At 58.0% G+C, this 20,955-nt stretch carries 26 protein-coding genes; 10 read left to right on the plus strand and 16 right to left on the minus strand.

Translation table 11 applies throughout. The annotated features are described in order from the left end of the window. Positions 1-3: 3 nt before the first annotated feature. Entirely contained in the window at positions 4-735 is a 732-nt protein-coding gene (locus BVK86_RS14620) for a carbonic anhydrase (RefSeq protein WP_075947094.1), read from the minus strand. A 242-nt stretch (positions 736-977) separates the two neighbouring features. Continuing rightward, positions 978-2,036, minus strand: coding sequence for a PA0069 family radical SAM protein (locus BVK86_RS14625; RefSeq protein ID WP_075947095.1), 1,059 nt, complete (start codon positions 2,034-2,036; stop codon positions 978-980). 220 nt (positions 2,037-2,256) lie between these two features. On the opposite strand from BVK86_RS14625, the gene BVK86_RS14630 reads away from it, so the two are divergent. Both BVK86_RS14630 and BVK86_RS14635 read left to right on the plus strand, forming a co-directional pair. Then, entirely contained in the window at positions 2,257-2,559 is a 303-nt protein-coding gene (locus tag BVK86_RS14630) for a hypothetical protein (RefSeq protein WP_075947096.1), read from the plus strand. 105 nt (positions 2,560-2,664) lie between these two features. Further along, positions 2,665-3,309 (plus strand): tyrosine-protein phosphatase, encoded by a 645-nt coding sequence (locus BVK86_RS14635; protein WP_075947097.1) that lies wholly within the window; start codon positions 2,665-2,667, stop codon positions 3,307-3,309. A gap of 48 nt (positions 3,310-3,357) precedes the next feature. Here the strand turns inward: BVK86_RS14635 and BVK86_RS14640 are convergent, their stop codons facing one another. Both BVK86_RS14640 and prlC read right to left on the minus strand, forming a co-directional pair. Further along, positions 3,358-3,639 carry a YheV family putative zinc ribbon protein gene (locus BVK86_RS14640; protein WP_075947098.1) on the minus strand — a complete coding sequence of 94 codons (282 nt, stop codon included), beginning with the start codon at positions 3,637-3,639 and terminating at the stop codon, positions 3,358-3,360. After that, positions 3,636-5,687, minus strand: coding sequence for an oligopeptidase A (gene prlC / locus BVK86_RS14645; RefSeq protein WP_075947132.1), 2,052 nt, complete (start codon positions 5,685-5,687; stop codon positions 3,636-3,638). The genes BVK86_RS14640 and prlC overlap by 4 nt, the downstream gene beginning before the upstream one ends. A gap of 89 nt (positions 5,688-5,776) precedes the next feature. Here prlC and BVK86_RS14650 point away from each other — a divergent pair, with 89 nt between their 5' ends. After that, a complete protein-coding gene (locus tag BVK86_RS14650) occupies positions 5,777-6,322 on the plus strand; it encodes a gamma carbonic anhydrase family protein (RefSeq protein ID WP_075947099.1) in 546 nt (181 codons plus the stop codon). A gap of 28 nt (positions 6,323-6,350) precedes the next feature. Then, positions 6,351-7,001, plus strand: a complete 651-nt coding sequence (locus tag BVK86_RS14655; RefSeq protein ID WP_075947100.1) for an HAD family hydrolase — start codon at positions 6,351-6,353, stop codon at positions 6,999-7,001. A gap of 39 nt (positions 7,002-7,040) precedes the next feature. On the opposite strand, the gene BVK86_RS14660 is transcribed toward BVK86_RS14655, so the two are convergent. Next, complete coding sequence (locus BVK86_RS14660) at positions 7,041-8,132, minus strand: aminopeptidase (RefSeq protein ID WP_075947101.1); 1,092 nt, start codon at positions 8,130-8,132, stop codon at positions 7,041-7,043. Positions 8,133-8,190: 58 nt separating this feature from the next. Here BVK86_RS14660 and BVK86_RS14665 point away from each other — a divergent pair, with 58 nt between their 5' ends. Together BVK86_RS14665 and BVK86_RS14670 are read left to right on the plus strand one after the other, a co-directional pair. Beyond that, complete coding sequence (locus BVK86_RS14665; protein ID WP_075947102.1) at positions 8,191-8,613, plus strand: PA0061/PA0062 family lipoprotein; 423 nt, start codon at positions 8,191-8,193, stop codon at positions 8,611-8,613. Between the two features lie 40 nt (positions 8,614-8,653). After that, complete coding sequence (locus BVK86_RS14670) at positions 8,654-9,073, plus strand: PA0061/PA0062 family lipoprotein (RefSeq protein ID WP_075947103.1); 420 nt, start codon at positions 8,654-8,656, stop codon at positions 9,071-9,073. A gap of 6 nt (positions 9,074-9,079) precedes the next feature. Here the strand turns inward: BVK86_RS14670 and BVK86_RS14675 are convergent, their stop codons facing one another. Beyond that, on the minus strand, positions 9,080-9,313 hold the full coding sequence (locus BVK86_RS14675) for a DUF1161 domain-containing protein (RefSeq protein WP_075947104.1): 234 nt from the start codon (positions 9,311-9,313) through the stop codon (positions 9,080-9,082). A 172-nt stretch (positions 9,314-9,485) separates the two neighbouring features. Further along, the gene (locus tag BVK86_RS14680) at positions 9,486-9,917 is read right to left on the minus strand and encodes an OsmC family protein (RefSeq protein ID WP_075947105.1); all 432 of its coding nucleotides are present in this window, start codon (positions 9,915-9,917) and stop codon (positions 9,486-9,488) included. A 241-nt stretch (positions 9,918-10,158) separates the two neighbouring features. Between BVK86_RS14680 and BVK86_RS14685 the strand changes: the two genes are divergently transcribed. Then, positions 10,159-11,160, plus strand: a complete 1,002-nt coding sequence (locus tag BVK86_RS14685) for an LLM class flavin-dependent oxidoreductase (protein ID WP_075947106.1) — start codon at positions 10,159-10,161, stop codon at positions 11,158-11,160. Positions 11,161-11,230: 70 nt separating this feature from the next. Here the strand turns inward: BVK86_RS14685 and BVK86_RS14690 are convergent, their stop codons facing one another. Then, positions 11,231-11,452 carry a DUF1161 domain-containing protein gene (locus BVK86_RS14690; protein ID WP_075947133.1) on the minus strand — a complete coding sequence of 74 codons (222 nt, stop codon included), beginning with the start codon at positions 11,450-11,452 and terminating at the stop codon, positions 11,231-11,233. Between the two features lie 119 nt (positions 11,453-11,571). Beyond that, on the minus strand, positions 11,572-11,787 hold the full coding sequence (locus BVK86_RS14695; protein ID WP_075947107.1) for a dodecin: 216 nt from the start codon (positions 11,785-11,787) through the stop codon (positions 11,572-11,574). A gap of 157 nt (positions 11,788-11,944) precedes the next feature. Here BVK86_RS14695 and BVK86_RS14700 point away from each other — a divergent pair, with 157 nt between their 5' ends. Continuing rightward, positions 11,945-12,271 carry an ElaB/YgaM/YqjD family protein gene (locus BVK86_RS14700; RefSeq protein WP_075947108.1) on the plus strand — a complete coding sequence of 109 codons (327 nt, stop codon included), beginning with the start codon at positions 11,945-11,947 and terminating at the stop codon, positions 12,269-12,271. On the opposite strand, the gene BVK86_RS14705 is transcribed toward BVK86_RS14700, so the two are convergent. Next, the gene (locus BVK86_RS14705; RefSeq protein ID WP_075947109.1) at positions 12,244-13,161 is read right to left on the minus strand and encodes a LysR family transcriptional regulator; all 918 of its coding nucleotides are present in this window, start codon (positions 13,159-13,161) and stop codon (positions 12,244-12,246) included. The genes BVK86_RS14700 and BVK86_RS14705 overlap by 28 nt on opposite strands. Before the next feature lie 124 nt (positions 13,162-13,285). Here BVK86_RS14705 and trpB point away from each other — a divergent pair, with 124 nt between their 5' ends. Further along, a complete protein-coding gene (gene trpB / locus BVK86_RS14710) occupies positions 13,286-14,506 on the plus strand; it encodes a tryptophan synthase subunit beta (protein ID WP_075947110.1) in 1,221 nt (406 codons plus the stop codon). Beyond that, the gene (gene trpA / locus BVK86_RS14715; RefSeq protein ID WP_075947111.1) at positions 14,506-15,318 is read left to right on the plus strand and encodes a tryptophan synthase subunit alpha; all 813 of its coding nucleotides are present in this window, start codon (positions 14,506-14,508) and stop codon (positions 15,316-15,318) included. Before trpB ends, trpA begins: the two co-directional genes overlap by 1 nt. Before the next feature lie 115 nt (positions 15,319-15,433). Here trpA and BVK86_RS14720 read toward each other — a convergent pair whose 3' ends face one another. From BVK86_RS14720 to BVK86_RS14745, 6 genes are all read right to left on the minus strand, one after another. Further along, entirely contained in the window at positions 15,434-17,395 is a 1,962-nt protein-coding gene (locus BVK86_RS14720; protein WP_075947112.1) for a DUF7844 domain-containing protein, read from the minus strand. Further along, the gene (locus tag BVK86_RS14725) at positions 17,392-17,712 is read right to left on the minus strand and encodes a DUF2388 domain-containing protein (RefSeq protein WP_075947113.1); all 321 of its coding nucleotides are present in this window, start codon (positions 17,710-17,712) and stop codon (positions 17,392-17,394) included. Before BVK86_RS14725 ends, BVK86_RS14720 begins: the two co-directional genes overlap by 4 nt. Before the next feature lie 28 nt (positions 17,713-17,740). Next, complete coding sequence (locus BVK86_RS14730; RefSeq protein WP_075947114.1) at positions 17,741-18,058, minus strand: DUF2388 domain-containing protein; 318 nt, start codon at positions 18,056-18,058, stop codon at positions 17,741-17,743. 107 nt (positions 18,059-18,165) lie between these two features. After that, positions 18,166-18,483, minus strand: coding sequence for a DUF2388 domain-containing protein (locus tag BVK86_RS14735; RefSeq protein WP_075947115.1), 318 nt, complete (start codon positions 18,481-18,483; stop codon positions 18,166-18,168). A 335-nt stretch (positions 18,484-18,818) separates the two neighbouring features. Beyond that, positions 18,819-19,034 (minus strand): DUF1127 domain-containing protein, encoded by a 216-nt coding sequence (locus BVK86_RS14740; RefSeq protein ID WP_007902752.1) that lies wholly within the window; start codon positions 19,032-19,034, stop codon positions 18,819-18,821. 319 nt (positions 19,035-19,353) lie between these two features. Further along, positions 19,354-20,847, minus strand: coding sequence for an acetyl-CoA hydrolase/transferase family protein (locus tag BVK86_RS14745; protein WP_075947116.1), 1,494 nt, complete (start codon positions 20,845-20,847; stop codon positions 19,354-19,356). Positions 20,848-20,955 lie beyond the last annotated feature (108 nt).

The following is a 20,955-nucleotide window of genomic DNA, read 5'->3' on the forward strand; positions in this document are numbered from 1 at the left end:
GTTTTAGAAGCGCGCTTTGGGCGTCGCCACCGGAAGGGGCAGGCTGCCATTGAGCGGCAGGAAACATCCCTGATCGGCGTCGTAGGCTTTGATTTCGCTGGTTTCGATGTTGTAGACCCAACCGTGGATAAACAACTGACCGTTAGCCATTCGCGAGGCCACCGATGGGTGAGTGCGTAAATGCTGCAATTGGGCGATGACATTCTCTTCGGTGAGGATGTGCATGCTTTCGCTTTCATTTGCGCAGTTGCAGTTGTCCTGGACCATGGTCTTCGCCACTTCCGCATGCCGCAGCCAGGCTTTGACCGTGGGCATTTTTTCCAGGCTCTGGGGGTTGAGCACCGCGCGCATTGCGCCGCAGTCGGAGTGCCCGCAGATAATGATGTGATGCACGCCGAGGGCCATTACAGCGTATTCGATGGCCGTGGAAACACCACCGTTCATCTGTCCGTAAGGAGGGACGACGTTGCCGACATTACGGGTGACGAACAGATCGCCGGGGGAGCTTTGGGTGATCAGTTCAGGAACGATGCGCGAATCGGCGCAGGCGATGAACATGGCGCGCGGCCGTTGAGCCGTGGCGAGTTTTTTGAAGAGTTCTTCCTGCTGCGGAAAAATCTCATGATGAAAATGCAAAAAGCCGTCAACGATATGCTGCAGCGCTGCATCGGCGGTTTCCGCCTCGGGTTGGGCGGAAGCCGACGCAGCCAACGGCTGTTTATCCTTGTCACTCATGATTCATCCTCTTTGGCGGAGTCAGGGAATGTTCCGTGAAGTCCGGTGTGAAGCCAGTGGCTGTATAAAAAACATCCAGGCCGAAGACCTCGACCCGTCAGTCACTCGATGAACAAGGTAGCGGCCGAATCTTAACTCAAACTGAATAAAGCGCTCTAGAGCGTGTGTTCCAGGTCACAAAAAACGTGACTGGGCTAATCTTCGAGGGCGTTCTTCAATACTCAACGATAGGTCAATTGTCCTCAAATCAGTGACATTTGGCGACCCGGCGGACAAAAGGCCTCGCAGTCCAGGTTGAATCCCTCTCGATGATTGAGCCCAAGGCGCTTGATGGTCTTGGCAAAACGCTGCGCCAGCAAATCGGCAAAAGGGCCTTCTCCGCGCATGCGTGCGCCAAAGCGGCTGTCGTACAACTCGCCGCCACGGCTCTGGCGAATCAGGCTCAATACATGCGCCGCCCTTTGAGGGTAGTGGGCGGCCAACCATTCTTCGAACAGCGGCGCCACCTCCAGCGGCAGGCGCAACATCATGTAGGCAGCGCTTTGCGCCCCGGCTGCCTGGGCTTCGGTGAGCAGGCTTTCGAGTTCGCTGTCGTTGATCATCGGAATCATCGGTGAACACAACACCCCCACCGGGATTCCGGCCTCGCGCATGACTCTGATCGCCCGCAACCGAGCCTTGGGCGCTGCGGCGCGCGGCTCGAGCGTACGCTTGAGTTCGTCGTCCAGGGTGGTCAGGCTGATCATCACCGCCACCAACCGTTTTCGGGCGAGTTCGGTCAGCAGATCGAGGTCGCGCAAGATCAACGAGCCTTTGGTGATGATGGTCACTGGATGCCGGTAACGCAGCAGCACTTCGAGGGTTTGCCGGGTGATCTTGTACTCGCGCTCGATCGGTTGATACGGATCGGTGTTGGAGCCGAGGTTGATCGGCGCGCATTGATAACCGCGTTTGGACAGCTGTTGTTCCAGCACCTCCACGGCATTGGTTTTGGCGATTAGCCTGGTTTCGAAATCCAGCCCCGGCGACATGTCCCAATAGGCGTGGCTGGGTCGCGCATAGCAATAAATGCATCCGTGCTCGCAACCGCGATAGGGATTGATCGAGCGATCGAAAGGCAGGTCCGGCGAGTTATTGCGGGTGATGATGGTTTTCGCCGTCTCGATACGCACCTCGGTGCCTTGGGTCGCTGGCACTTCCTGATACCAGCCATCGTCCTCGGCCACCGAATGGTTTGGCGCGAAGCGATTGTGCGGATTCGTCGCGGTGCCGCGGCCGCGGGGTGGTAGAGGAATGGCCATTGGTGAGTCTCTTTAGCTGTTCATCCATACAGTATCCGAGGTTGGGCGCAACGACCAGTACCGTTCAGCCTGAAATTGGTTGAAGGACACTCCAGATCACACTAACGCTATAACGAGTAAATTGAAGAAACATATAGATCATGGCTGTTTTAAAAGTTAACTCGTATATTCGGATCTCCAAGTAACACCCACTACACTAAACAAATAAAAGGATTTATTTATGTCTTTCTTTAATCAACGCGGCATTTTTCTTCAACTGATGCAGCCGAGCCATTCTGAGCCTGACACTGTTGTTTCGTTGCAACTTGCTCGTAAAGAAATAAGTTGGGATGCGGTAAATGAACAACAAATCGAAACTCTGGTTGATTCGATTTATTTCACGGCTATCTCTAAAGATCTTGGCAACTCTTTCAACATCGGAACCGTCGACAAGGATGTAGACGGGAACGGGGTCATTGGTGCAGACGACAAAGCCAAATTACAGGCATTGGCCAAGGCCTACGCGGCGATCGTCAATCCTTGATCTACCGCTTCACGTTTCTTTGACAGATAGCTCACAGGCCTTTGACCGTTCAGGAAGCAAACTTGATCCCAATATCCAAGCTTCTTTCCTGACGGTCACCCGAACATGCCCTTTAGACGTTTGATCCCTGCGATGTGCCTGTTGCTGGTCTCATTTTCAAACCTGACAACAGTCTTTGCCGATGACGCTGTTTTACCCCGTCCAGCGGAATGGGCTCAACCGGTCGGGGTGCAATACAACCTGTTTCAAATGTCGCCGACGCTTTATCGCAGTGCACTGCCTGACCGTAGAGCAGTACCGTTACTGGAAAAACTCAAGGTCGGAACGGTGATCAGTTTTCTCCCTGAATCAGACTCAATCTGGTTGTCCACGCCTGGAATTGACTTGGTACAACTGCCGTATCGCACTAACCATGTAGACGACGCCGACATACTCAAGGCCCTGCGTGCCATTCAAACTGCCGAAGCAAAAGGCCCGGTATTGATGCACTGCAAACATGGGTCCGACCGTACCGGTCTTATCGCGGCCATGTACCGAGTGATCGTGCAGGGATGGAGCAAGGAAGATGCGCTGAGCGAAATGACCCAGGGTGGCTTTGGTGACAACACTCATTTTAGGGATGGGGTTCGGTACATGATGCAGGCTGACGTCGACAAGTTGCGCACGGCGTTGGTCAATGGCGATTGCAGCACAAGTCCGTTCGCGGCGTGCTCGATGAAGAACTGGTTCAAATCGGCGCATGTCGAGTAGCAACGCCTCCCACTGCGTTGCGCAGTGGAAGGCGTTCTCAGCTGATAGTTACTCTTCAGTTTTCTTTTTCAGCTTCGGGTTCGGGAAAAACTGTACGGCCTGAACTTTGGTATCCGGCGCTTTCAGGGCAGACGTATTGACCCGGGTGCCCAATTCCTTGGGCACAGACAGACCTTGTTCATTCAGCGTATCGGAATAACCGCAAGCCACGCACTCACGGTGCGGCACGCTGTCCTCGTTCCACATCATCAGTTTGTCCGGCTCGCTGCAGGCCGGGCAAACCGCCCCGGCGATAAAGCGTCGTTTGGTAATCACGGGACCCTCACTCATGCTGCCGCGTCCTCACTCAGGCCGCTGTGGCGCAAGAGTGCGTCAATCGAAGGCTCACGGCCACGGAAGTCGACGAACAACACCATCGGCTCCTGCGAGCCACCGCGCGCCAGGATCGCTTCACGGAATGCACGGCCAGTACTGGCGTTGAGCACGCCTTCTTCCTCGAATTTCGAGAACGCATCGGCGGACAGCACTTCTGCCCATTTATAGCTGTAGTAGCCCGCCGCATAACCACCGGCGAAGATGTGGGCGAAGCTGTTGGGGAAACGGTTGTACGCCGGCGGACGCATGACTGAAACCTCGTCACGCACGCTTTCGAGCACTTGCAGCACACTGCGACCGTCGCCGTGGGTGGCGTGCAGCTCGAAGTCGAACAACGAGAACTCCAATTGGCGGACCATCATCAGGCCGGACTGGAAGTTTTTCGCCGCGAGCATCTTCTGCAGCAGGTCCTGTGGAAGTGGCTCGCCGGTTTCGTAATGACCGGAAATCAGCGCCAGGCCTTCCGGCTCCCAGCACCAGTTTTCCATGAACTGACTTGGCAGCTCCACCGCATCCCAGGCCACACCGTTAATGCCGGAAACCCCGGCGTGTTCGACGCGCGTCAGCAAGTGATGCAGACCATGACCGAACTCATGGAACAGGGTGGTCACTTCATCGTGGGTCAGCAGGGCGGGCTTGCCGCTGTCAGCCGGGGTGAAGTTGCAGACCAGGTTCGCCACCGGGCTTTGCAGTACACCTTCGGCGGTGCGGCGACGGTCGCGGGCGCCATCCATCCAGGCACCGCCACGCTTGTTGGCGCGGGCGTAGAGGTCGAAGAAGAAGCGACCGACGTGCTGGCCGTTTTCCTTGATCTCGAACAGGCGTACATCCGGGTGCCAGGTGTCGAAACCTTGCTGCTCGGCGATCTCGATGCCGTACAGACGTTGCACAATGGCGAACAGACCGCCCAGCACTTTATCGATGGGGAAGTAGGCGCGAAGGGCTTCCTGGGCAACGCTGTAACGCTGCTCGCGAAGTTTTTCGCCGTAGAAACCGCTGTCCCAGCTCTGCAGATCCGGGCAGCCCTGCTCGGCGGCGTAAGCCTTGAGCTGTTGCAAGTCCTGGGCGGCGAACGGCTTGCTGCGTTGGGCCAGGTCGCGCAGGAAACTCAGCACTTGATCGCTCGACTCGGCCATTTTGGTCGCCAGGCTCAATTCCGAGAAACTGCCGAAACCCAGCAGTCGTGCCAGCTCCTGACGCAGGTCGAGGATTTCTTCCATGACCGGGCCGTTATCGTTCTGACCGGCATTCGGGCCCTGGTCCGACGCGCGGGTGCAGTAGGCGGCGTAGACTTCTTCGCGCAATGCGCGGTCGTGGGCGTAGGTCATCACCGCGTAGTAGCTCGGGAATTCCAGGGTGATCAGCCAGCCATCCAGCTCTTTGGCTTGCGCGGCGGCGGCCATTTGCGCCTTGGCCGAATCGGTCAGGCCGGCGAGGGCGGATTCATCAGTGATGTGCTTGGTCCAGGCCTGGGTCGCGTCGAGCAACTGGTTGGAGAAGCGGCTGCCGAGCTCGGACAATTTGCTCTGCACTTCGGCGTAACGCTTCTGCTCGGCTTCCGGCAGGTCGATACCCGACAGACGGAAGTCACGCAGGGCGTGTTCCAGGATGGTTTTTTGCGCGACATCGAAACCGGCGGCTTCCGGGCTGTTGGCCAGGGCTTCATAGGCCTGGAACAGTTCACGGTTCTGGCCCATTTCAGTGGAGTAGGCGCTCAAGGCCGGCAGACATGACTCGTAGGCTTCGCGCAATTCGGCGCTGTTGCACACGGCATTCAAGTGGCTGACCGGGCTCCACGCGGCGCCCAGGCGATCGTTGAGCTCGTCCATCGCCAGCACCAGGCCGGCCCAGGTCGGTTGTTTGCCCTGGGTCTTGAGGATCTCGATAATGGCGGCGCGGTTGTCAGCCAGGATCTGTTCAATGGCCGGTTGCACATGCTCGGCGCGGATCGCGGAGAACGGCGGCAGGTCGTAGGACTGCAAAAGAGGGTTGTTCACGCTCACGGTTGGCACCTTGGCTGGAAGAAACATGCAGCCATCTTAATTACAATCGACGTTCACCGCAGCTATCAGCAACAGAGAGAAACCCTATCGTGAATCTTCGCAAGTATCAGAACCACACGCCGCTGCTGGGTAAAGGCGCTTTTGTCGACCGCTCGGCGGTGGTGATCGGCGACGTCGAAATCGGCGAAGACAGCTCGGTTTGGCCATTGACGGTGATCCGCGGCGACATGCACCGCATCCGCATCGGCGCGCGCACCAGCGTGCAGGACGGCTGCGTGCTGCACATCACCCATGCCGGGCCGTTCAACCCTGACGGGTTCCCGCTGTTGATCGGCGATGACGTGACCATTGCTCACAAAGTCATGCTGCACGGTTGCAGCGTAGGCAGCCGGGTGTTGATCGGCATGGGCAGCATTGTCATGGACGGCGCGGTGGTCGGCGACGATGTGATCATCGGTGCCGGCAGCCTGGTGCCACCGGGCAAGCGCCTGGAGAGCGGCTTTTTGTATGTGGGCAGTCCGGTGAAGCAGGTGCGCCCCCTGACCGACAAGGAACAAGCCTTTTTCACTTACAGCGCGGCGAACTACGTGAAGCTCAAGGATCTGCATCTGGCCGAAGGCTACGACCAAATCTGAAACGCTTCTCTCTTACCCAGGATTTTTCATGCATTACCAAACTGTTTTATTTGACCTCGATGGCACGCTGACCGACCCGCGAGAAGGCATCACGCGTTCGATTCAGTTCGCCTTGAGCAGGCTCGGCATCGATGAGCCCGACCTGACCCGGCTCGAGCACTTCATCGGCCCGCCGCTGTTGCAGGCATTCATGCAGTTCTATGACTTTGATGAGCCGAAGGCCTGGGAAGCAGTGAACTTCTACCGGGAGCGTTTCAAAGTCACCGGCCTGTACGAAAACCGCGTGTTCGACGGCGTCACACCGCTATTGGAAACCCTCAGCGGACAAGGACGACAGCTGTACATCGCCACCTCCAAGCCGTGGGTGTTTGCCCGTGAGATCGCCCGGCATTTCGACTTCGCCAAGCATTTCAAGGTGATTTATGGGAGTGAGCTCGATGGCACCCGGACCAACAAAGTCGAGCTGATCGCGCACTTGATGGCCGAAGAAGGCCTGGATCCGGCCAGCACGTTGATGATCGGCGACCGCAAACACGACCTGATCGGCGCACGTAGCAATGGCCTGGACGCAGCGGCGGTAGGGTACGGGTTTGGCAGTCGGGAAGAGTTGAGCGCTGAAGCACCGGCCTACCATTTTGAAACGCTGGACGAGATGCATCAGGCGTTTTTGCAGTGCTAGTCAGTACGCCATCGCGGGTTTGCCCGCGATGGGGGCCTGTCAGCCATTGATGTTCTTTGATTCCGACAACACGTTGAGCGCCATTTTTCGCTCATCTACCGGCAACGCCCCCAGTTTCTGCGCAGCCGCATAAAACTTCACCCAATCGCGGCCCTCCTTCTCGAACAGCGCAGCAAATGCCGGCACCCACTGGTCATACAGGCCAAACGGCAACAACCGTGCATTGTTCATCGGCGCATTGATCCAGGCGTCATAACGTTTGTCCCCGGCCCATTGGCGGTCACGCATTTGTCGGTAGGCGCTGCGCAGATGCTCGAACTCCGCCGCTTTGCGCTGGCGCATTTGCTCCGGCGGCAATGGCTGGACGTAGAGTTTTTCGAGGCGGGTTCGGCTGTCCAGAACCAGTTGAATGAACTGATCCCGTTGCTGCGCTTTCGCACCGCTTTCCGGTGGCAGGTGACGGTATGCGCGCCATTGGCGGGTGCCTTCCTGCTCGACGAAGGTGGCGAATGACTCGTTGAACTCGGTGTCGTCCTTCACATACACGCGTTGATGCGCCAGTTCGTGAAAAATCAGCGTGGCCAGACGTTCGTCGCCCCAGCCCATCATCGAACTCATGATCGGATCGTCGAACCAGCCGAGCGTCGAATACGCCTCGACACCGCCAATCGACACGTCCAGGCCTTGCAGGCGCTGCAACGCCGCTTCACCGCGAGCCGCGCTCTGGCTGTAATAGCCACGATAGGCCACGCAGCCGGCAATGGGGAAACAGTGATTTTGTGGTTTCAGGGAAAATTCCGGCGTAGCGAACACGTTCCAGACTACGTAACGGCGGCCTATGTCAGCGTACAAACGGTAACTCTGGTTATCCGGCAGGTGCAGCTGTTGGCTGGCGAACGTCCGGGCCTTCTGCGATTCGGCCAGGTGCGCACGCAGTTTCTGATCGCGCTGTGGGTCGGCAATCACCTCGGAAACCGGCTCCCGAGCCCGCAGCAGTTGCATCTGACCGCTGGCCAGCTGACTGTAGTAGCTGATGCTGGAGCAACCGTTGAGCAACAAAAACAACACACCCGGAAACAAAACGCGCAAAACGCGATCAAGTAACCCAAGGCTTGGACGCGGCCTGATCAAAATAAAAATCTCTGGAGAGTCTGCTCGCAAGACTATCCCGCTTGACTGGAGCTCCGCTATGCGCAAGTTGATGCTGACGGGAGGCCTGCTGATGCTGGCCGGTTGTGCCGGGTTCGGATTACCTCACCATGATCCGACGCAGGCATGGATCGATCTGGAGTCGCATCAGCAAGACACGGCCCTGCTGGCGGTGGAGGTGGACAACAAGGCGGCCACCGACAAGCGTTACTTCGAGGTGCAGCCGGGCAGCCATGAGTTGACGGTTCGCTACCAGTTCCCGGTCGAGCCCACCAATATCGGCCCCGATGCTGAGCCGCTGTGGCGTGATTGCCAGATGAACGTGAAATTCAAAGACTTCAACGCCGGTGAACGTTACCAACTGCAAGCGGGCAACATTGGCTTTCGTCCGTGGGCCAAACTTTACGATCAGCAGCGAAAAGTCATAGGACAGGGTACACCGGCAGGCTGCCAACGCACTTGATCGGCGCTATTCTGAGTATTCAGACATCGGGATACTCATCATGCGCAGGTTGATGCTGTTACTGACCGCAAGCGCGGTCGCCGGCTGTTCGGCGCCGATGCCGGCTGCTAATCCGCAAATGGCGTGGGTCGACTTCTCCACGCCTTTCCCAAACGACAAATTGTTGATGGCCGAGCGACTGGATAACCAGCGCTTGCGCGAAGGGCGTTATTTCCAGGTCACGCCCGGTAGCCATGAGCTGACGGTTCGCTTCGATTTTGAAGTGCCTGGCGGAGGTGCGGACTTGTTCAACGGTTCCACGGAACGGCTGTGCTACATGATCATCAAGTACGATCATTTTGAAGCCGGTCAGCGTTACGTGTTGCAAGCCCGATCCATGGCATTCACCCCGCAGGCACGCCTGTTTAACGCCAAACGTGAAATCGTCGCTGAAGAGCGCCAGATCAACTGTGTGCCGTGAAGTCGGTCAGCGATCGTTCTTCTGGTAGATGATTTTCTTGGTGCCGCCTTCGCAAGAGCCGACCACCATGTTCTGGTCGTGCACTTCGTCATTAGTGACGATTTCCAGGGTATAGGAAGCAACCTTTTGGGCCTGGATCTTGGCTTCGATTTCGGCCTTGAGTTCTTCACAGGGTTTTGGTGCGGCAAAGGCCGATGTGGCCAGCGTGCAACAGATAACCACCAAGGCAAAACGTTTCATGGTTGAGGCTCCCTTGAGGCAGCGCGCATGGGGCATGCGTTTATTGCTGCTGTCATTTATTCGACCATAGTTTTGCGCGTGTTGTTTTGTTTCAAGGCAAAAAAGATCGCAGCCTAGGCGGCTCCTGGCTGAGGTGGCAGTAGATGCCGAAGGCTGCAATCTCTACCAAGTTTTAACTCAGCAACGTCGCATCCAGGGTGATCCTCGCATTCAGTACCTTGGAAACCGGGCAACCTTCCTTGGCCTTGTTGCTCAGTTCCTCGAACTGCGCCTGGCTGGCGCCGGGAATTTTGGCCTTGAGGATCAGTTTCACGGCCGTGATGGCAAACCCACCGTCCACCTGATCCAGTGTGACTTCGGCTTGGGTATCGATGCTGTCAGCCTTGAGGCCCGCGTCGCCGAGGATCATGGAGAACGCCATGGAAAAACAACCCGCGTGCGCGGCGCCGATCAGTTCTTCAGGGTTGGTGCCCTTGCCGCCTTCGAAGCGCGCCTTGAAGCCGTAGGGCGCTTCCCGCAGCACACCGGTTTCCGTGGAAATCGAGCCGATGCCGGTTTTCAGATCACCTTCCCAATGGGCCGATGCTTTCTTGATGATAGCCATGCCTGTCGCCTCCAAGAGCCGGCGCGAAACATCGCGCCTTTGTGGTTTCGTTCGCTAGGGTTCTGAGGATAGACCGTGGCGTAAAGTTCACCCCATCTGATCGGTCCGCTTTTTTGGTAGGAATTTTCCTCCTGCTATTGAAACTCGGGTATATGCCCTCATTGCATGAAACACGCCTTTGGATTCGGCAGGTTTTCGTTCGCGAGAAAAAACCTGCGCCCTCAATTGGAGAAGCAGGTTTATGAAACGACTGTCCGATATCAAGTTTTCGACCCTCGATCTGGTACCCGTGCGGGAAAATGGCAGTCCGGCACAGTCCCTGCGCAACTCGCTGGACCTGGCACAACATGTCGAAAAGCTCGGCTACCAACGCTTTTGGGTCGCCGAACACCACAATATGGATGGCATTGCCAGTTCCGCAACCTCGGTGCTGTTAGGTTATCTGGCAGGTGGCACATCGACCATTCGCGTTGGTTCGGGTGGGGTGATGCTGCCCAATCACGCGCCACTGGTGATCGCTGAACAGTTCGGCACCCTGGAAAGCCTCTATCCCGGGCGGATCGACCTGGGCCTCGGACGTGCGCCGGGTTCGGACCAGATGACCGCTCGCGCGTTGCGCCGAGAACGCTCCGGCAGCGCCGACGATTTTCCGGAAGATGTGGCAGAACTGGTGCGTTACCTCGGCCCTCGTACGCCGGACCAGCGCGTTATCGCAATGCCCGGCACCGGTACGAATGTTCCGATCTGGCTGTTGGGCTCCAGCCTGTTCAGTGCGCAACTGGCAGGCGAACGGGGTTTGCCTTACGCCTTTGCGTCACATTTCGCACCGCGTTTCATGCACGAGGCGATTCGCGTCTACCGCAATCACTTCAAGCCTTCCGCGGTCCTGGATAAACCCTATGTGATGCTCGGCGTACCGCTGGTGGCGGCAGATACCGATGAACAGGCCGACTATCTGGCCACCTCAGTATTCCAGCGTATTCTCGCCCTGATGCGCGGCCAGAGCCTGGTTCAGCGCCCACCGGTGAAAACCATGGATGGCCTGTGGCTGCCTCACGAGCGAGAAGCCGTGAGTGACTTCCTGGGCCTGGCGATGATTGGCAGCCCGGAGAAAATCCGCGCCAGACTGGACGTGTTGGTCGAACAGACTCAGCCTGACGAGCTGATTTTTACCTGCGACCTGTACGAACATTCCGATCGTCTGCATTCTTACGAACTGCTGGCACAAGTCATGAAAGGCTGATGGTCAAGCCGGCATAAAAAAGCCGACGCCATGGCGTCGGCTTTTTATTTTATTGGTTCAAGAAATCAGGCTATCGCTTGTAGACGATGACTTTGGTGCCGCTTTCACACGTGCCGACCACTTTTCCGCCGGCCTCGGCGCCTTTATCGACGATTTCCAGCGAATACCCGGCAACGCCCTTGGCATCCAGTTTCGCTGCGATTTCCGCTTTGAGCTCTTCGCATGGCTTACCGTCGGCGAACGCGGTGCCTGCAAGGCTCAATAAACCTATCGCCAAAATAAACTTCTTCATCTGTTGCATCCCCGGTCGGATCAAAGAGGCGCCCAGCATAGGCCGGACGCACTTATGTGGCGCTTTGCCATGTCCTATGGCAATCGGCCAGCGCGCAAGTTCAGAAGACGGGCCGACACTCAGCTGCTGGCAATCCGGAATCCGACTTTGAGCGTCACCTGAAAGTGCGCAGCCTTGCCGTCCTTGATATGCCCACGGGTTTCGGTCACTTCAAACCATTCCAGGTGCTTGATGCTTTTGGCTGCTTCAGCCAGGGCATTGTTAATCGCATCTTCGATGCTGCTGGTGGACGAGCCAACCAGTTCGACTTTCTTGTAGGTGTGATGGTCAGACATGGGCGTTCTCCTTTGGGTGTGAATACAGCCTAGCAGTGAATTTCTGTCTTACTTCTGTCGCCCGATCCGACACGGAAGTTCACATTTACTGCACTTTCTCGATGCCCTGAAGTCCCAATCAACACACGCCACTCATCAACAATGCAGGAGAGCCACCATGGCCAACAGTTCTTTACGTAAAGCCTCATTGCAAAGTATGGAAGCGGAGATCGAGAGTCTGCTCAAATCCTTGGAAAACCTGAAGGACGACGCCTCGGACGAGTCGCGTAAGACCCTTAAAGTGCTCAAAGGTAACGCTGAAAGCGCACTGCGGCATTCGCGCCATCTGCTCGCCGATGCCTATGAAGAGGTCAAGGTCAAAACCCGCGAGACCGGCATTGCCACTCGGGACTACGCTCAGGAACACCCGTGGACTACAGCGGGTGTTGCCGTCGGTGCACTGGGCCTGTTGGCGGCCTACCTGTTGTGCAAACGCGGCGACTGATCCGTCTGGCGCAGCTCATTCTTGAGCCATTGCGCCAGTTGCCGGGCGCGCCCGTCCGCGGCGCGCTTGGGCAACCACAGCGCCAGATGCGCCTGGGTTTCGCGAAAGCCCCATGGCGCAACCAGACGGCCGGCCTTCAAGTCTTCGGCCACCAAAGGCTCCGGGGCAATCGCGACGCCCAGCCCGGCCACGGCCGCTTCCAGCAAATAATATAAATGTTCGAAACCCTGCCCGTACTTCAACGTCTTGGCGTCGAGGCAGCTTTGCTGTGCCCAGTTGGGCCAGGCTTGCGGACGTGAAGTCGTGTGCAGCAAAGACTCATTGAGCAGGGCCGTGGGCGGTGCCGTTTTCAGGCGTTCGTAGCCGGTGAAACGCGGGCTCATGACCGGACCGATCCGTTCGCTGGCCAGTTCGAAGACCTGCATGTCCGCGGGCCAGGGCGGTTCGGCAAACACCAGCAACGCATCCAGGCCCGGGCGACGCGGATCGAGATCGCCTTCGCCGGCAGACAGGTGCAAACGCAGGTCCGGCAGGTCGGCATTCAACCGTCCGAGACGTGGAATGAACCAGCGTGCCAGCAAGCTCCCGGAGCAGCCCAGCACAAACGGTGCGTCGGCCGTGCTTTGTGTGAGTTCTGCGCAGACCGAACGCAAGCGTTCGAAGGCTTCAGCGCTGGCGTCGCGTAAGCGCATACCGGCATCTGTGAGTTTAAGGCCACGACCTTCTTTGATGAAAAGGCTCACGCCGAGATGCTCTTCAAGCAACTTGAGCTGCCGGCTGACAGCGCCGTGGGTTACGTGCAGTTGCTCCGCAGCCTGACTGACGCTGTTCAGGCGGGCGGTCGCTTCGAAAGCGCGAAGTGCATTGAGCGGGGGGAGGTCGTGGCTCATTTTATCTGTGAGTTTTCCTGACAGGTTGTGGCGATCTTATCGGTTTTCAGTCGGGGATGTCAGGGGTAGAGTGGACCCCACTGACTCTTATGCACTCTTTCACGCATTCAACTGGAGCGCCCAAATGACCCAGACTAATCTGCGCAACGGCCCTGATGCCAACGGCCTGTTTGGCGCGTTCGGCGGCCGTTACGTCGCTGAAACCCTGATGCCTTTGATCCTCGATCTGGCCCGCGAATACGAAGCAGCCAAGGAAGATCCTGCGTTCAAGGAAGAATTGGCCTACTTCCAGCGCGACTATGTCGGACGTCCAAGCCCGCTTTATTTCGCTGAACGCCTGACCGAGTTCTGCGGCGGCGCGAAGATTTACCTCAAGCGTGAAGAGCTGAACCACACCGGCGCGCACAAGATCAACAATTGCATCGGCCAGATCCTGCTGGCGCGACGCATGGGCAAAAAACGCATCATTGCCGAAACCGGCGCTGGCATGCATGGCGTGGCAACGGCCACCGTCGCCGCACGTTTTGGTCTCGACTGCGTGATCTACATGGGCACCACTGACATTGAGCGTCAGCAGGCCAACGTATTTCGCATGAAGTTGCTGGGTGCCGAAGTGATTCCGGTCGTAGCCGGCACCGGCACTCTCAAGGACGCGATGAACGAAGCCTTGCGTGACTGGGTGACCAACGTCGACAGCACCTTCTACCTGATTGGCACTGTGGCTGGCCCGCACCCGTATCCAGCGATGGTTCGCGATTTTCAGGCCGTTATCGGCAAGGAAACCCGTGATCAACTGCAAGCTCAGGAAGGCCGCCTGCCGGACAGCCTGGTGGCGTGCATCGGCGGTGGTTCCAACGCCATGGGCCTTTTCCATCCGTTCCTCGATGACAAAAGCGTTGAAATCATCGGTGTTGAAGCCGCCGGTTACGGTATTGAAACCGGCAAGCATGCGGCCAGCCTCAACGGTGGCGTACCGGGCGTGCTGCACGGTAACCGCACCTTCCTGCTGCAGGACGAGGATGGTCAGATCATCGACGCTCACTCGATTTCCGCCGGCCTCGATTACCCGGGCATCGGCCCGGAACACGCCTGGTTGCATGACATCGGCCGTGTTCAGTACACCTCGGTGACTGACGACGAAGCCCTCGCGGCGTTCCATCAATGCTGCCGCCTGGAAGGGATCATTCCAGCGCTGGAAAGCGCCCATGCCCTGGCTGAAGTATTCAAACGCGCACCGAGCCTGCCGAAGGATCACTTGATGGTGGTCAACCTGTCCGGCCGTGGCGACAAAGACATGCAAACCGTGATGCACCACATGGAACAATCCAAGCAGGAGAAACACTGATGAGCCGCCTGCAAACACGTTTTGCCGAACTCAAGGAACAGAACCGCGCCGCTCTGGTGACTTTCGTGACCGCTGGCGACCCGAGTTACGAGACCTCGTTGGCCATCCTCAAAGGCTTGCCGGGAGCGGGTGCCGATGTGATCGAGCTGGGCATGCCCTTTACCGATCCGATGGCCGACGGCCCGGCGATCCAGCTCGCCAACATCCGTGCCCTGGGTGCCAAGCAGAACCTGGCGAAAACCCTGGAAATGGTCCGCGAGTTCCGCAAGGACAACAACCAAACCCCACTGGTCCTGATGGGTTACTTCAACCCGATCCACATGTACGGCGTGCCACGCTTCATCGCCGAAGCGAAAGAAGCCGGTGTCGATGGTCTGATCGTGGTCGACATGCCGCCCGAGCATAACGGCGAACTGTGCGACCCGGCTCAGGCAGCCGGCATCGACTTCATCCGCCTGACCACGCCGACTACCGATGACGTGCGGCTGCCAACCGTGCTCAATGGCAGTTCCGGATTCGTGTACTACGTGTCGGTTGCCGGGGTGACCGGTGCTGGCGCGGCTACGCTGGAACACGTCGAAGAGGCGGTCGCTCGCCTGCGTCGCCATACCGATCTGCCGATCAGTATCGGTTTTGGCATTCGCACGCCAGAACAGGCAGCGGCTATCGCACGTCTGGCCGATGGTGTGGTGGTGGGGTCGGCGTTGATCGATCACATCGCCAATGCCGCAACGCCGGATCAGGCAATCGATGGCGTATTGAGCCTGTGCTCGGCGCTGGCCGACGGCGTGCGTAAGGCCCGCGTCAGCTAAAGATATAGCTCCTGATACAGAGGAATTAAAGCCAGATCGCAGCTTCGGCCGCTTCTACAGGGAATACATTTCCATGTAGGAGCTGCCGAAGGCTGCGATCTTTGCTTTTTTAACCTCAAGGCAACTCCAGCCCACCCGACGCTTTGTGCAACTTGCGCAAGTGCTCGCCAATCTGTTTCACGTTGGCTTCGTTAGCAGCCATTTCCGCTGCTCGAGACGGCTCGAGCAATGCTCGTACTTCCTTGTCCAGATCCCCGGTCAAAGCCTGAAGCTGCTTTTGCCGCAGGCTGGTTTCCGACTCCAGGCGCTGCCATTCATGCGGTTGCGGCAAGCCGTACCCGCCGCTGCCAAGCAGTTCTGCCGGTCGGCTAAGAAAGCCACTGTTGTCGAGGATTTGCCTCAGCGTCGCGTTGGCCTTGTCCATTCCGCCGTTTTTCAGCTCACGAGCGCCCAGATAACGCTGTTTGACTTCGTCCTGAGCCAGCAACATCTGACGTCTGAAACTCGCTTGCTCCAGCAGCAACAGGGCCGCGCTGGTGCGCAAGTCGGCCTGTTCGAACCACGTGCGACGTTCCGCAGCCTTCAAGTCCAGCCAGTCCTCGACAGTTTCCTGTTTCACCGGCAAGTGCTTTTTCAAAACTTCGAACATCGCTTGATAGCGATCCCGGAACGAGTCGAACCGATAGCCCAGGCGCAGTGCTTCCCTTGGATCGTCCAGCACGCTGGTATCCGCCAGCCCGCGCCCTTTCAGCACTTCCAGCAGGCCGTTGGGCATGATGTTGTCCAGAGACACCAGTTTTGAGTTGTTGGTGCCGCTGCGCAGAAGCTTCAGTTCCTCGACGGCGCAGTTGTTGGAGAGGAAAAAGTAGTTGCCGTCGTAACTCCAGTGCATTTCGGCGGCGCGTTCCACCACGCCTTCAATCTCACTGCGCGAGAGGTTCAATGGCACGGACGCCAGGCTGCGCAATTCGGTCTTGGTGTACTCGTCGATGACCTGGGCCAGCGGCAACACAAACAGGCGTGAGGGATATTTGCCCACCAGGCCATCCCAGCTCGACAACTGCACGTCGCCGACGAAGGCTCGGTAAGACAGGACCAGATGCTGGTCCAGATCCAACCGACAATCCGGCCCGCGTGGTCGGCCCGGTGCGCAGATCACCAGGCGCAACATGCTGTGACCCCAACGGCTGACCCAGTTCTGATTGGCCTCGGCCAACAAATAGTCGACGGCGTACACCCGCTCCGGATCGACCTGGCCCAGTGGCGTTTTGGCAAAGTCATTGCCGGCGTTGAGGAAGGCGAAGGTTTTGCCGCAGGCGCTTTTGGCGGCTGGGGCCCAGCCAAAGTGTTCTTTGTAATAGCGGTACAGCGCGGGACGACGGCAGGCGTAGCTCGGGTCGAGGAGGAAATACTCCATATTGACCGCGACGAACTCCTTGGGGCTGCTGGTCTCGTAGATGTCCGGGCTGCGGGCGATCTGACGGTTGTGCTGTTCGCGCTCGCCGCGACGACCGACGTATTGCGGCCAGCCGGCGAGGTCGAGCAGGCGGGGATCGTCGCTGAGGGTGAAGCGGCGGCCTGACTGGCCTCGGCATTGATCTGCAATACCGACCAGTCCTGAGCTGCTGTCTTGCCGGGTGCAACGTTGAATCAGCGTGCGTTGCCCCTGGGGCCAAAGGCGCGAGCGATCATAGATGTGGGTGAGTTCGTGCAGCACGGTGGCCAGCATTTCGCGGCGCACAGTGCCGTGGGGGCGATTGGTTTTCTTGGTTGCGGCGCTGCCATCCGTAAGGCTCGCCAGCAGGTTGCGGTTCAGATCGAGCTCAGACACCGGCGATGCCTGGCCGTAGGCGTTGGCGGGCATCTTATCGGTCCAGCCGACGTCGATACGCCGGTCGAGCTGCTTGATGAAATGCGGCGGCAAGGCCTGCATCGCTTCATCAAGCAACGTCTGGCTGGCCTGCTGTTGCGCGGGGCTCAGGCCTTCGGTCTTGAGGTGGAGTTCAAGGTCGGCGTGGGCCATGTTGCCGAGCAGCAACATGGCGCCGGCCAACAGCCAGGCTGCTGGAGACCTCACAGTGCGAGGATGGCTTCAGCGAGATCCTGATCACTGGCGTCTCGGGCTTCCGGAACGCGCGTGCGCAACAAATTGAAAGCCGACTCCAGGTGCGCACCACGGATGTCTCCGTTGCTGGCGACGAAACTGGCGGCGTCGTCTTGAGCTTCGCGGACGATTTTCGAATCGCGAATGGACGTGGTGGTATCGGACGTAAAATCGAGTGAGCGCTGAGTCGCGCGGATAAGAATGTTACTGGTGGCAACCAGGGTATGGGCCTGGGCCACATCAGCCAACAACAGCAGGCCAAGGGTGGCGGCAATCAGCGGGCTACGCATGGAACGACTCCGGAGAAACTTGGGATAGCTATTGGACGAGAATTGCCTGTGCCAGTTCAAGGTCGCTGGCATGAAGTTTTGGCTGGGTCCGGCGCAGGTAAGACAGGGCCGACTCCAGCTGTGCGCCTCTCAGTTGGCCGTCACTGGCAATGAATGCCGCAGCATCATCCCGGGCGGCGAGCAGCAGTTTATGGTCGAAGGGCGCGGAGGTCACCAAGCTTGTGGCGTAACCACTGGCTACGGTGCCTTGGGTCGACAGATTGAAAGCGTCAAAAGCGTAGGCCGAACCCGAGCAGGTGGCCGCAAAAAACACGGGGAGGACGAATGTCTTTGAAAGAAAACCCATGGGACTCGACTATTGAAAGTGAGTCCCAAGGCTAGCGCAACGCCCGGTCTGGAGCCAGCCTGGAAACATTGGGACACGTTGGACGTGTCCCAAATCAAGGCAAACGCTTAGATCGTCAGGATCGCCTGCGCCAATTGCGCATCGGTAGCCATCAGTTGTGGCGCCTGGTGCCGAATGTGGTCCATCGCGCTCTCCAGTTTTACCCCGCGGATCGCGCCTTCGCTGGCGACGAAGCTGGCGGCGTCGTCACGGGCCGCGAGCACAATCTTGTCGTCTTTAAAGGAAGACGTGACGTCGGAGGTCGCATCGGAGGTGGCTTTGAGTGCACCGACGACGGCATCGGTGGTCACGATGAAGCTGGTGGCGTGGGCATTGGCAGCCACGGCAAGCAGGGCTGCAGCGCTGAGCAGGCGAAGGCGGGTCATGGTGTAACTCCTTTGGATAAACGGATAGAGAGATGGCGCAGTAACTGAGCAATCAGACGCCAGACACCCGGCGTTCGCCACGTTCTGACTTGATATTAGGCTGGAGTATGCGGGTTCGAACAGTCTTGGAGAAAAAACACTTACTAAGCCAGATGGCGTAGATCAAGGTGAGCAGTAAACTGTTCTGGTTTTATTGGTAATCCTGGAAGCTGTACTGGTTTGCTTTTCCGGACCCGGAAACGACAAAACCCGTCGTGATTTCTCACGACGGGTTTTGCTTTTTCAATTCGGGTTGCTGGCGATTGACCCTTCAGGTCAGAGCCAGCGACGCTAACTTAGCGCCAGAACGGCTTGCTCAGCTCTTCGTAGCGTTGTGCTTCGCTAATCCCGGCATCAGCCAGCAGACGCGAATCCAGGCGAGCCAATTGGTGGCGGCTGGAGATGCGGCGCTGCCACAACATCAGGTTGGCGATAACGCGCAGAGGCATGGAAGCCTGGGTTTTTGCAGCAGTGTCTTCGAAGAACAGTTCGGAACTGAGTGTACGTTCCATGGTTGACATCCTTCCGCTTGTGGCGGGATTAGGTAGTGGTTTAACTGGTGCCCATGATCCTCTCGTTTGCCTAGTCTCTGTAGATACAGTTCATCTGTATTGTGAGGGCTCAGTTAACTGTTTATAGGGGGTGTACTGGTCGAATTTGAGGCAACTGTACCTATCGGCGCCATATTGGTGCATTTTTGGGCGTTGGCCTGGGTTTTGTAGGGTGTGGCTGTAGGAATTGACCAGTACAGAAGTACAGTTTTTTAGAAAAATAGGGTTGATGATCGCCAGCTGACGAAACTGTGTTTGCGTCAGCGGCAATCTGTACCAATTACACCGCGATCATGCGCCCGGTTTCTTCCAGGTTCATGTGCCAGCTCAGGGCATCGCGCAGAATGTGCGGAGTGTGTCCGCCTGCCGCGCAAGCGGTTTCGAAGTAACTGTTGAGGGCCTGGCGATAGTCCGGGTGCACGCAGTTGTCGATGATGACCCGGGCGCGTTCGCGAGGCGCCAGGCCTCGCAGGTCGGCCAGTCCGACTTCGGTGACCAGAATGTCGACGTCATGCTCAGTGTGATCGACATGGCTGACCATCGGCACCACGCTGGAAATCGCGCCGCCCTTGGCAATCGACTTGGTCACGAAGATTGCCAGGTGCGCATTGCGCGCAAAGTCGCCCGAGCCGCCAATACCGTTCATCATCCGCGTGCCGCAGACATGGGTGGAGTTGACGTTGCCATAGATGTCGAACTCCAGCGCCGTGTTGATACCGATGATCCCAAGGCGACGCACCACTTCAGGGTGGTTGGAAATCTCCTGGGGCCGCAGCACCAGTTTGTCTTTGTAGCGCTCCAGGTTACCGAACACATCGGCATTGCGGCGGCTGGAGAGGGTGATCGAACTGCCCGATGCAAAGCTCAGCTTGCCGGCGTCGATCAGGTCGAACGTCGAGTCCTGCAGCACTTCGGAATACATCGTCAGGTCTTCGAAAGGCGAGTCGATCAGGCCGCACATCACCGAGTTGGCGATCGTGCCGATCCCGGCTTGCAACGGTCCGAGCTTGTTGGTCATGCGCCCGGCCTTCACTTCCTGCTTGAAGAAGCCAATCAAATGGTCGGCGATGGCTTGGGTGTCAGTGTCGGGCGGCAGCACGGTGGACGGAGAGTCCGGCTGATGGGTGACCACGATGGCGACGATCTTTTCCGGAGGAATAGGGATGGCGGTACTGCCAATGCGATCGTCGACCTTTACCAATGGAACCGGCGTGCGGGTCGGGCGATAGGTCGGAATATAAATGTCATGCAGGCCTTCGAGATTCGGGTTGTGCGCCAGATTGATCTCGACGATCACGTGCTTGGCGAAAATCGCGAAGCTGGCGGAGTTGCCCACGGACGTGGTCGGTACGATATGGCCTTGCTCGGTGATCGCTACGGCTTCGATTACTGCGATGTCCGGCAACTTGAGTTGCTGGTTGCGCAGTTGCTCGACGGTTTCCGAAAGGTGTTGGTCGATGAACATCACCTCGCCGGCGTTGATCGCCTTGCGCAGGGTGCTGTCGACCTGGAACGGCATGCGTCGTGACAGGACGCCGGCTTCGGTGAGTTTCTTGTCGAGGTCGTTGCCCAGGCTGGCGCCGGTCATCAGGCTGATCTTCAGCGGCGTGACCTTGGCTCGTTCAGCCAGTGCGTGGGGTACGGCCTTGGCTTCGCCGGCGCGGGTGAAGCCGCTCATGCCAACGGTCATGCCGTCCTGAATCAGAGCGGCGGCTTCGGCCGCGCTCATCACTTTGTCCAACAACGATGGCAGGCGAATACGGTCACGGTACATGGATTGTTATCTCGGGCAACGGGTATCAGGACGCGCAGTCTAGTTAATTTTCCTCGCTCGTGTCCCGCTACCAAGGTCGCAAACGAGGCGTCTATTCCGGGGTTTTCA

Source organism: Pseudomonas reinekei (assembly GCF_001945365.1).
Classification (GTDB): Bacteria; Pseudomonadota; Gammaproteobacteria; order Pseudomonadales; family Pseudomonadaceae; genus Aquipseudomonas; species Aquipseudomonas reinekei.

Coding starts and splice junctions, on each gene's coding strand:
- trpB (WP_075947110.1), top strand. CDS start 13,286: ATGACCCAGACTAATCTGCGCAACGGCCCTGATGCCAACGGCCTGTTT.
- BVK86_RS14740 (WP_007902752.1), bottom strand. CDS start 19,034: ATGGAACGTACACTCAGTTCCGAACTGTTCTTCGAAGACACTGCTGCA.
- BVK86_RS14640 (WP_075947098.1), bottom strand. CDS start 3,639: ATGAGTGAGGGTCCCGTGATTACCAAACGACGCTTTATCGCCGGGGCG.
- BVK86_RS14700 (WP_075947108.1), top strand. CDS start 11,945: ATGGCCAACAGTTCTTTACGTAAAGCCTCATTGCAAAGTATGGAAGCG.
- trpA (WP_075947111.1), top strand. CDS start 14,506: ATGAGCCGCCTGCAAACACGTTTTGCCGAACTCAAGGAACAGAACCGC.
- BVK86_RS14730 (WP_075947114.1), bottom strand. CDS start 18,058: ATGGGTTTTCTTTCAAAGACATTCGTCCTCCCCGTGTTTTTTGCGGCC.
- BVK86_RS14625 (WP_075947095.1), bottom strand. CDS start 2,036: ATGGCCATTCCTCTACCACCCCGCGGCCGCGGCACCGCGACGAATCCG.
- BVK86_RS14680 (WP_075947105.1), bottom strand. CDS start 9,917: ATGGCTATCATCAAGAAAGCATCGGCCCATTGGGAAGGTGATCTGAAA.
- BVK86_RS14630 (WP_075947096.1), top strand. CDS start 2,257: ATGTCTTTCTTTAATCAACGCGGCATTTTTCTTCAACTGATGCAGCCG.
- BVK86_RS14685 (WP_075947106.1), top strand. CDS start 10,159: ATGAAACGACTGTCCGATATCAAGTTTTCGACCCTCGATCTGGTACCC.
- BVK86_RS14655 (WP_075947100.1), top strand. CDS start 6,351: ATGCATTACCAAACTGTTTTATTTGACCTCGATGGCACGCTGACCGAC.
- BVK86_RS14675 (WP_075947104.1), bottom strand. CDS start 9,313: ATGAAACGTTTTGCCTTGGTGGTTATCTGTTGCACGCTGGCCACATCG.
- BVK86_RS14745 (WP_075947116.1), bottom strand. CDS start 20,847: ATGTACCGTGACCGTATTCGCCTGCCATCGTTGTTGGACAAAGTGATG.
- BVK86_RS14670 (WP_075947103.1), top strand. CDS start 8,654: ATGCGCAGGTTGATGCTGTTACTGACCGCAAGCGCGGTCGCCGGCTGT.
- BVK86_RS14735 (WP_075947115.1), bottom strand. CDS start 18,483: ATGACCCGCCTTCGCCTGCTCAGCGCTGCAGCCCTGCTTGCCGTGGCT.
- BVK86_RS14635 (WP_075947097.1), top strand. CDS start 2,665: ATGCCCTTTAGACGTTTGATCCCTGCGATGTGCCTGTTGCTGGTCTCA.
- BVK86_RS14690 (WP_075947133.1), bottom strand. CDS start 11,452: ATGAAGAAGTTTATTTTGGCGATAGGTTTATTGAGCCTTGCAGGCACC.
- BVK86_RS14665 (WP_075947102.1), top strand. CDS start 8,191: ATGCGCAAGTTGATGCTGACGGGAGGCCTGCTGATGCTGGCCGGTTGT.
- BVK86_RS14725 (WP_075947113.1), bottom strand. CDS start 17,712: ATGCGTAGCCCGCTGATTGCCGCCACCCTTGGCCTGCTGTTGTTGGCT.
- BVK86_RS14695 (WP_075947107.1), bottom strand. CDS start 11,787: ATGTCTGACCATCACACCTACAAGAAAGTCGAACTGGTTGGCTCGTCC.
- BVK86_RS14620 (WP_075947094.1), bottom strand. CDS start 735: ATGAGTGACAAGGATAAACAGCCGTTGGCTGCGTCGGCTTCCGCCCAA.
- BVK86_RS14705 (WP_075947109.1), bottom strand. CDS start 13,161: ATGAGCCACGACCTCCCCCCGCTCAATGCACTTCGCGCTTTCGAAGCG.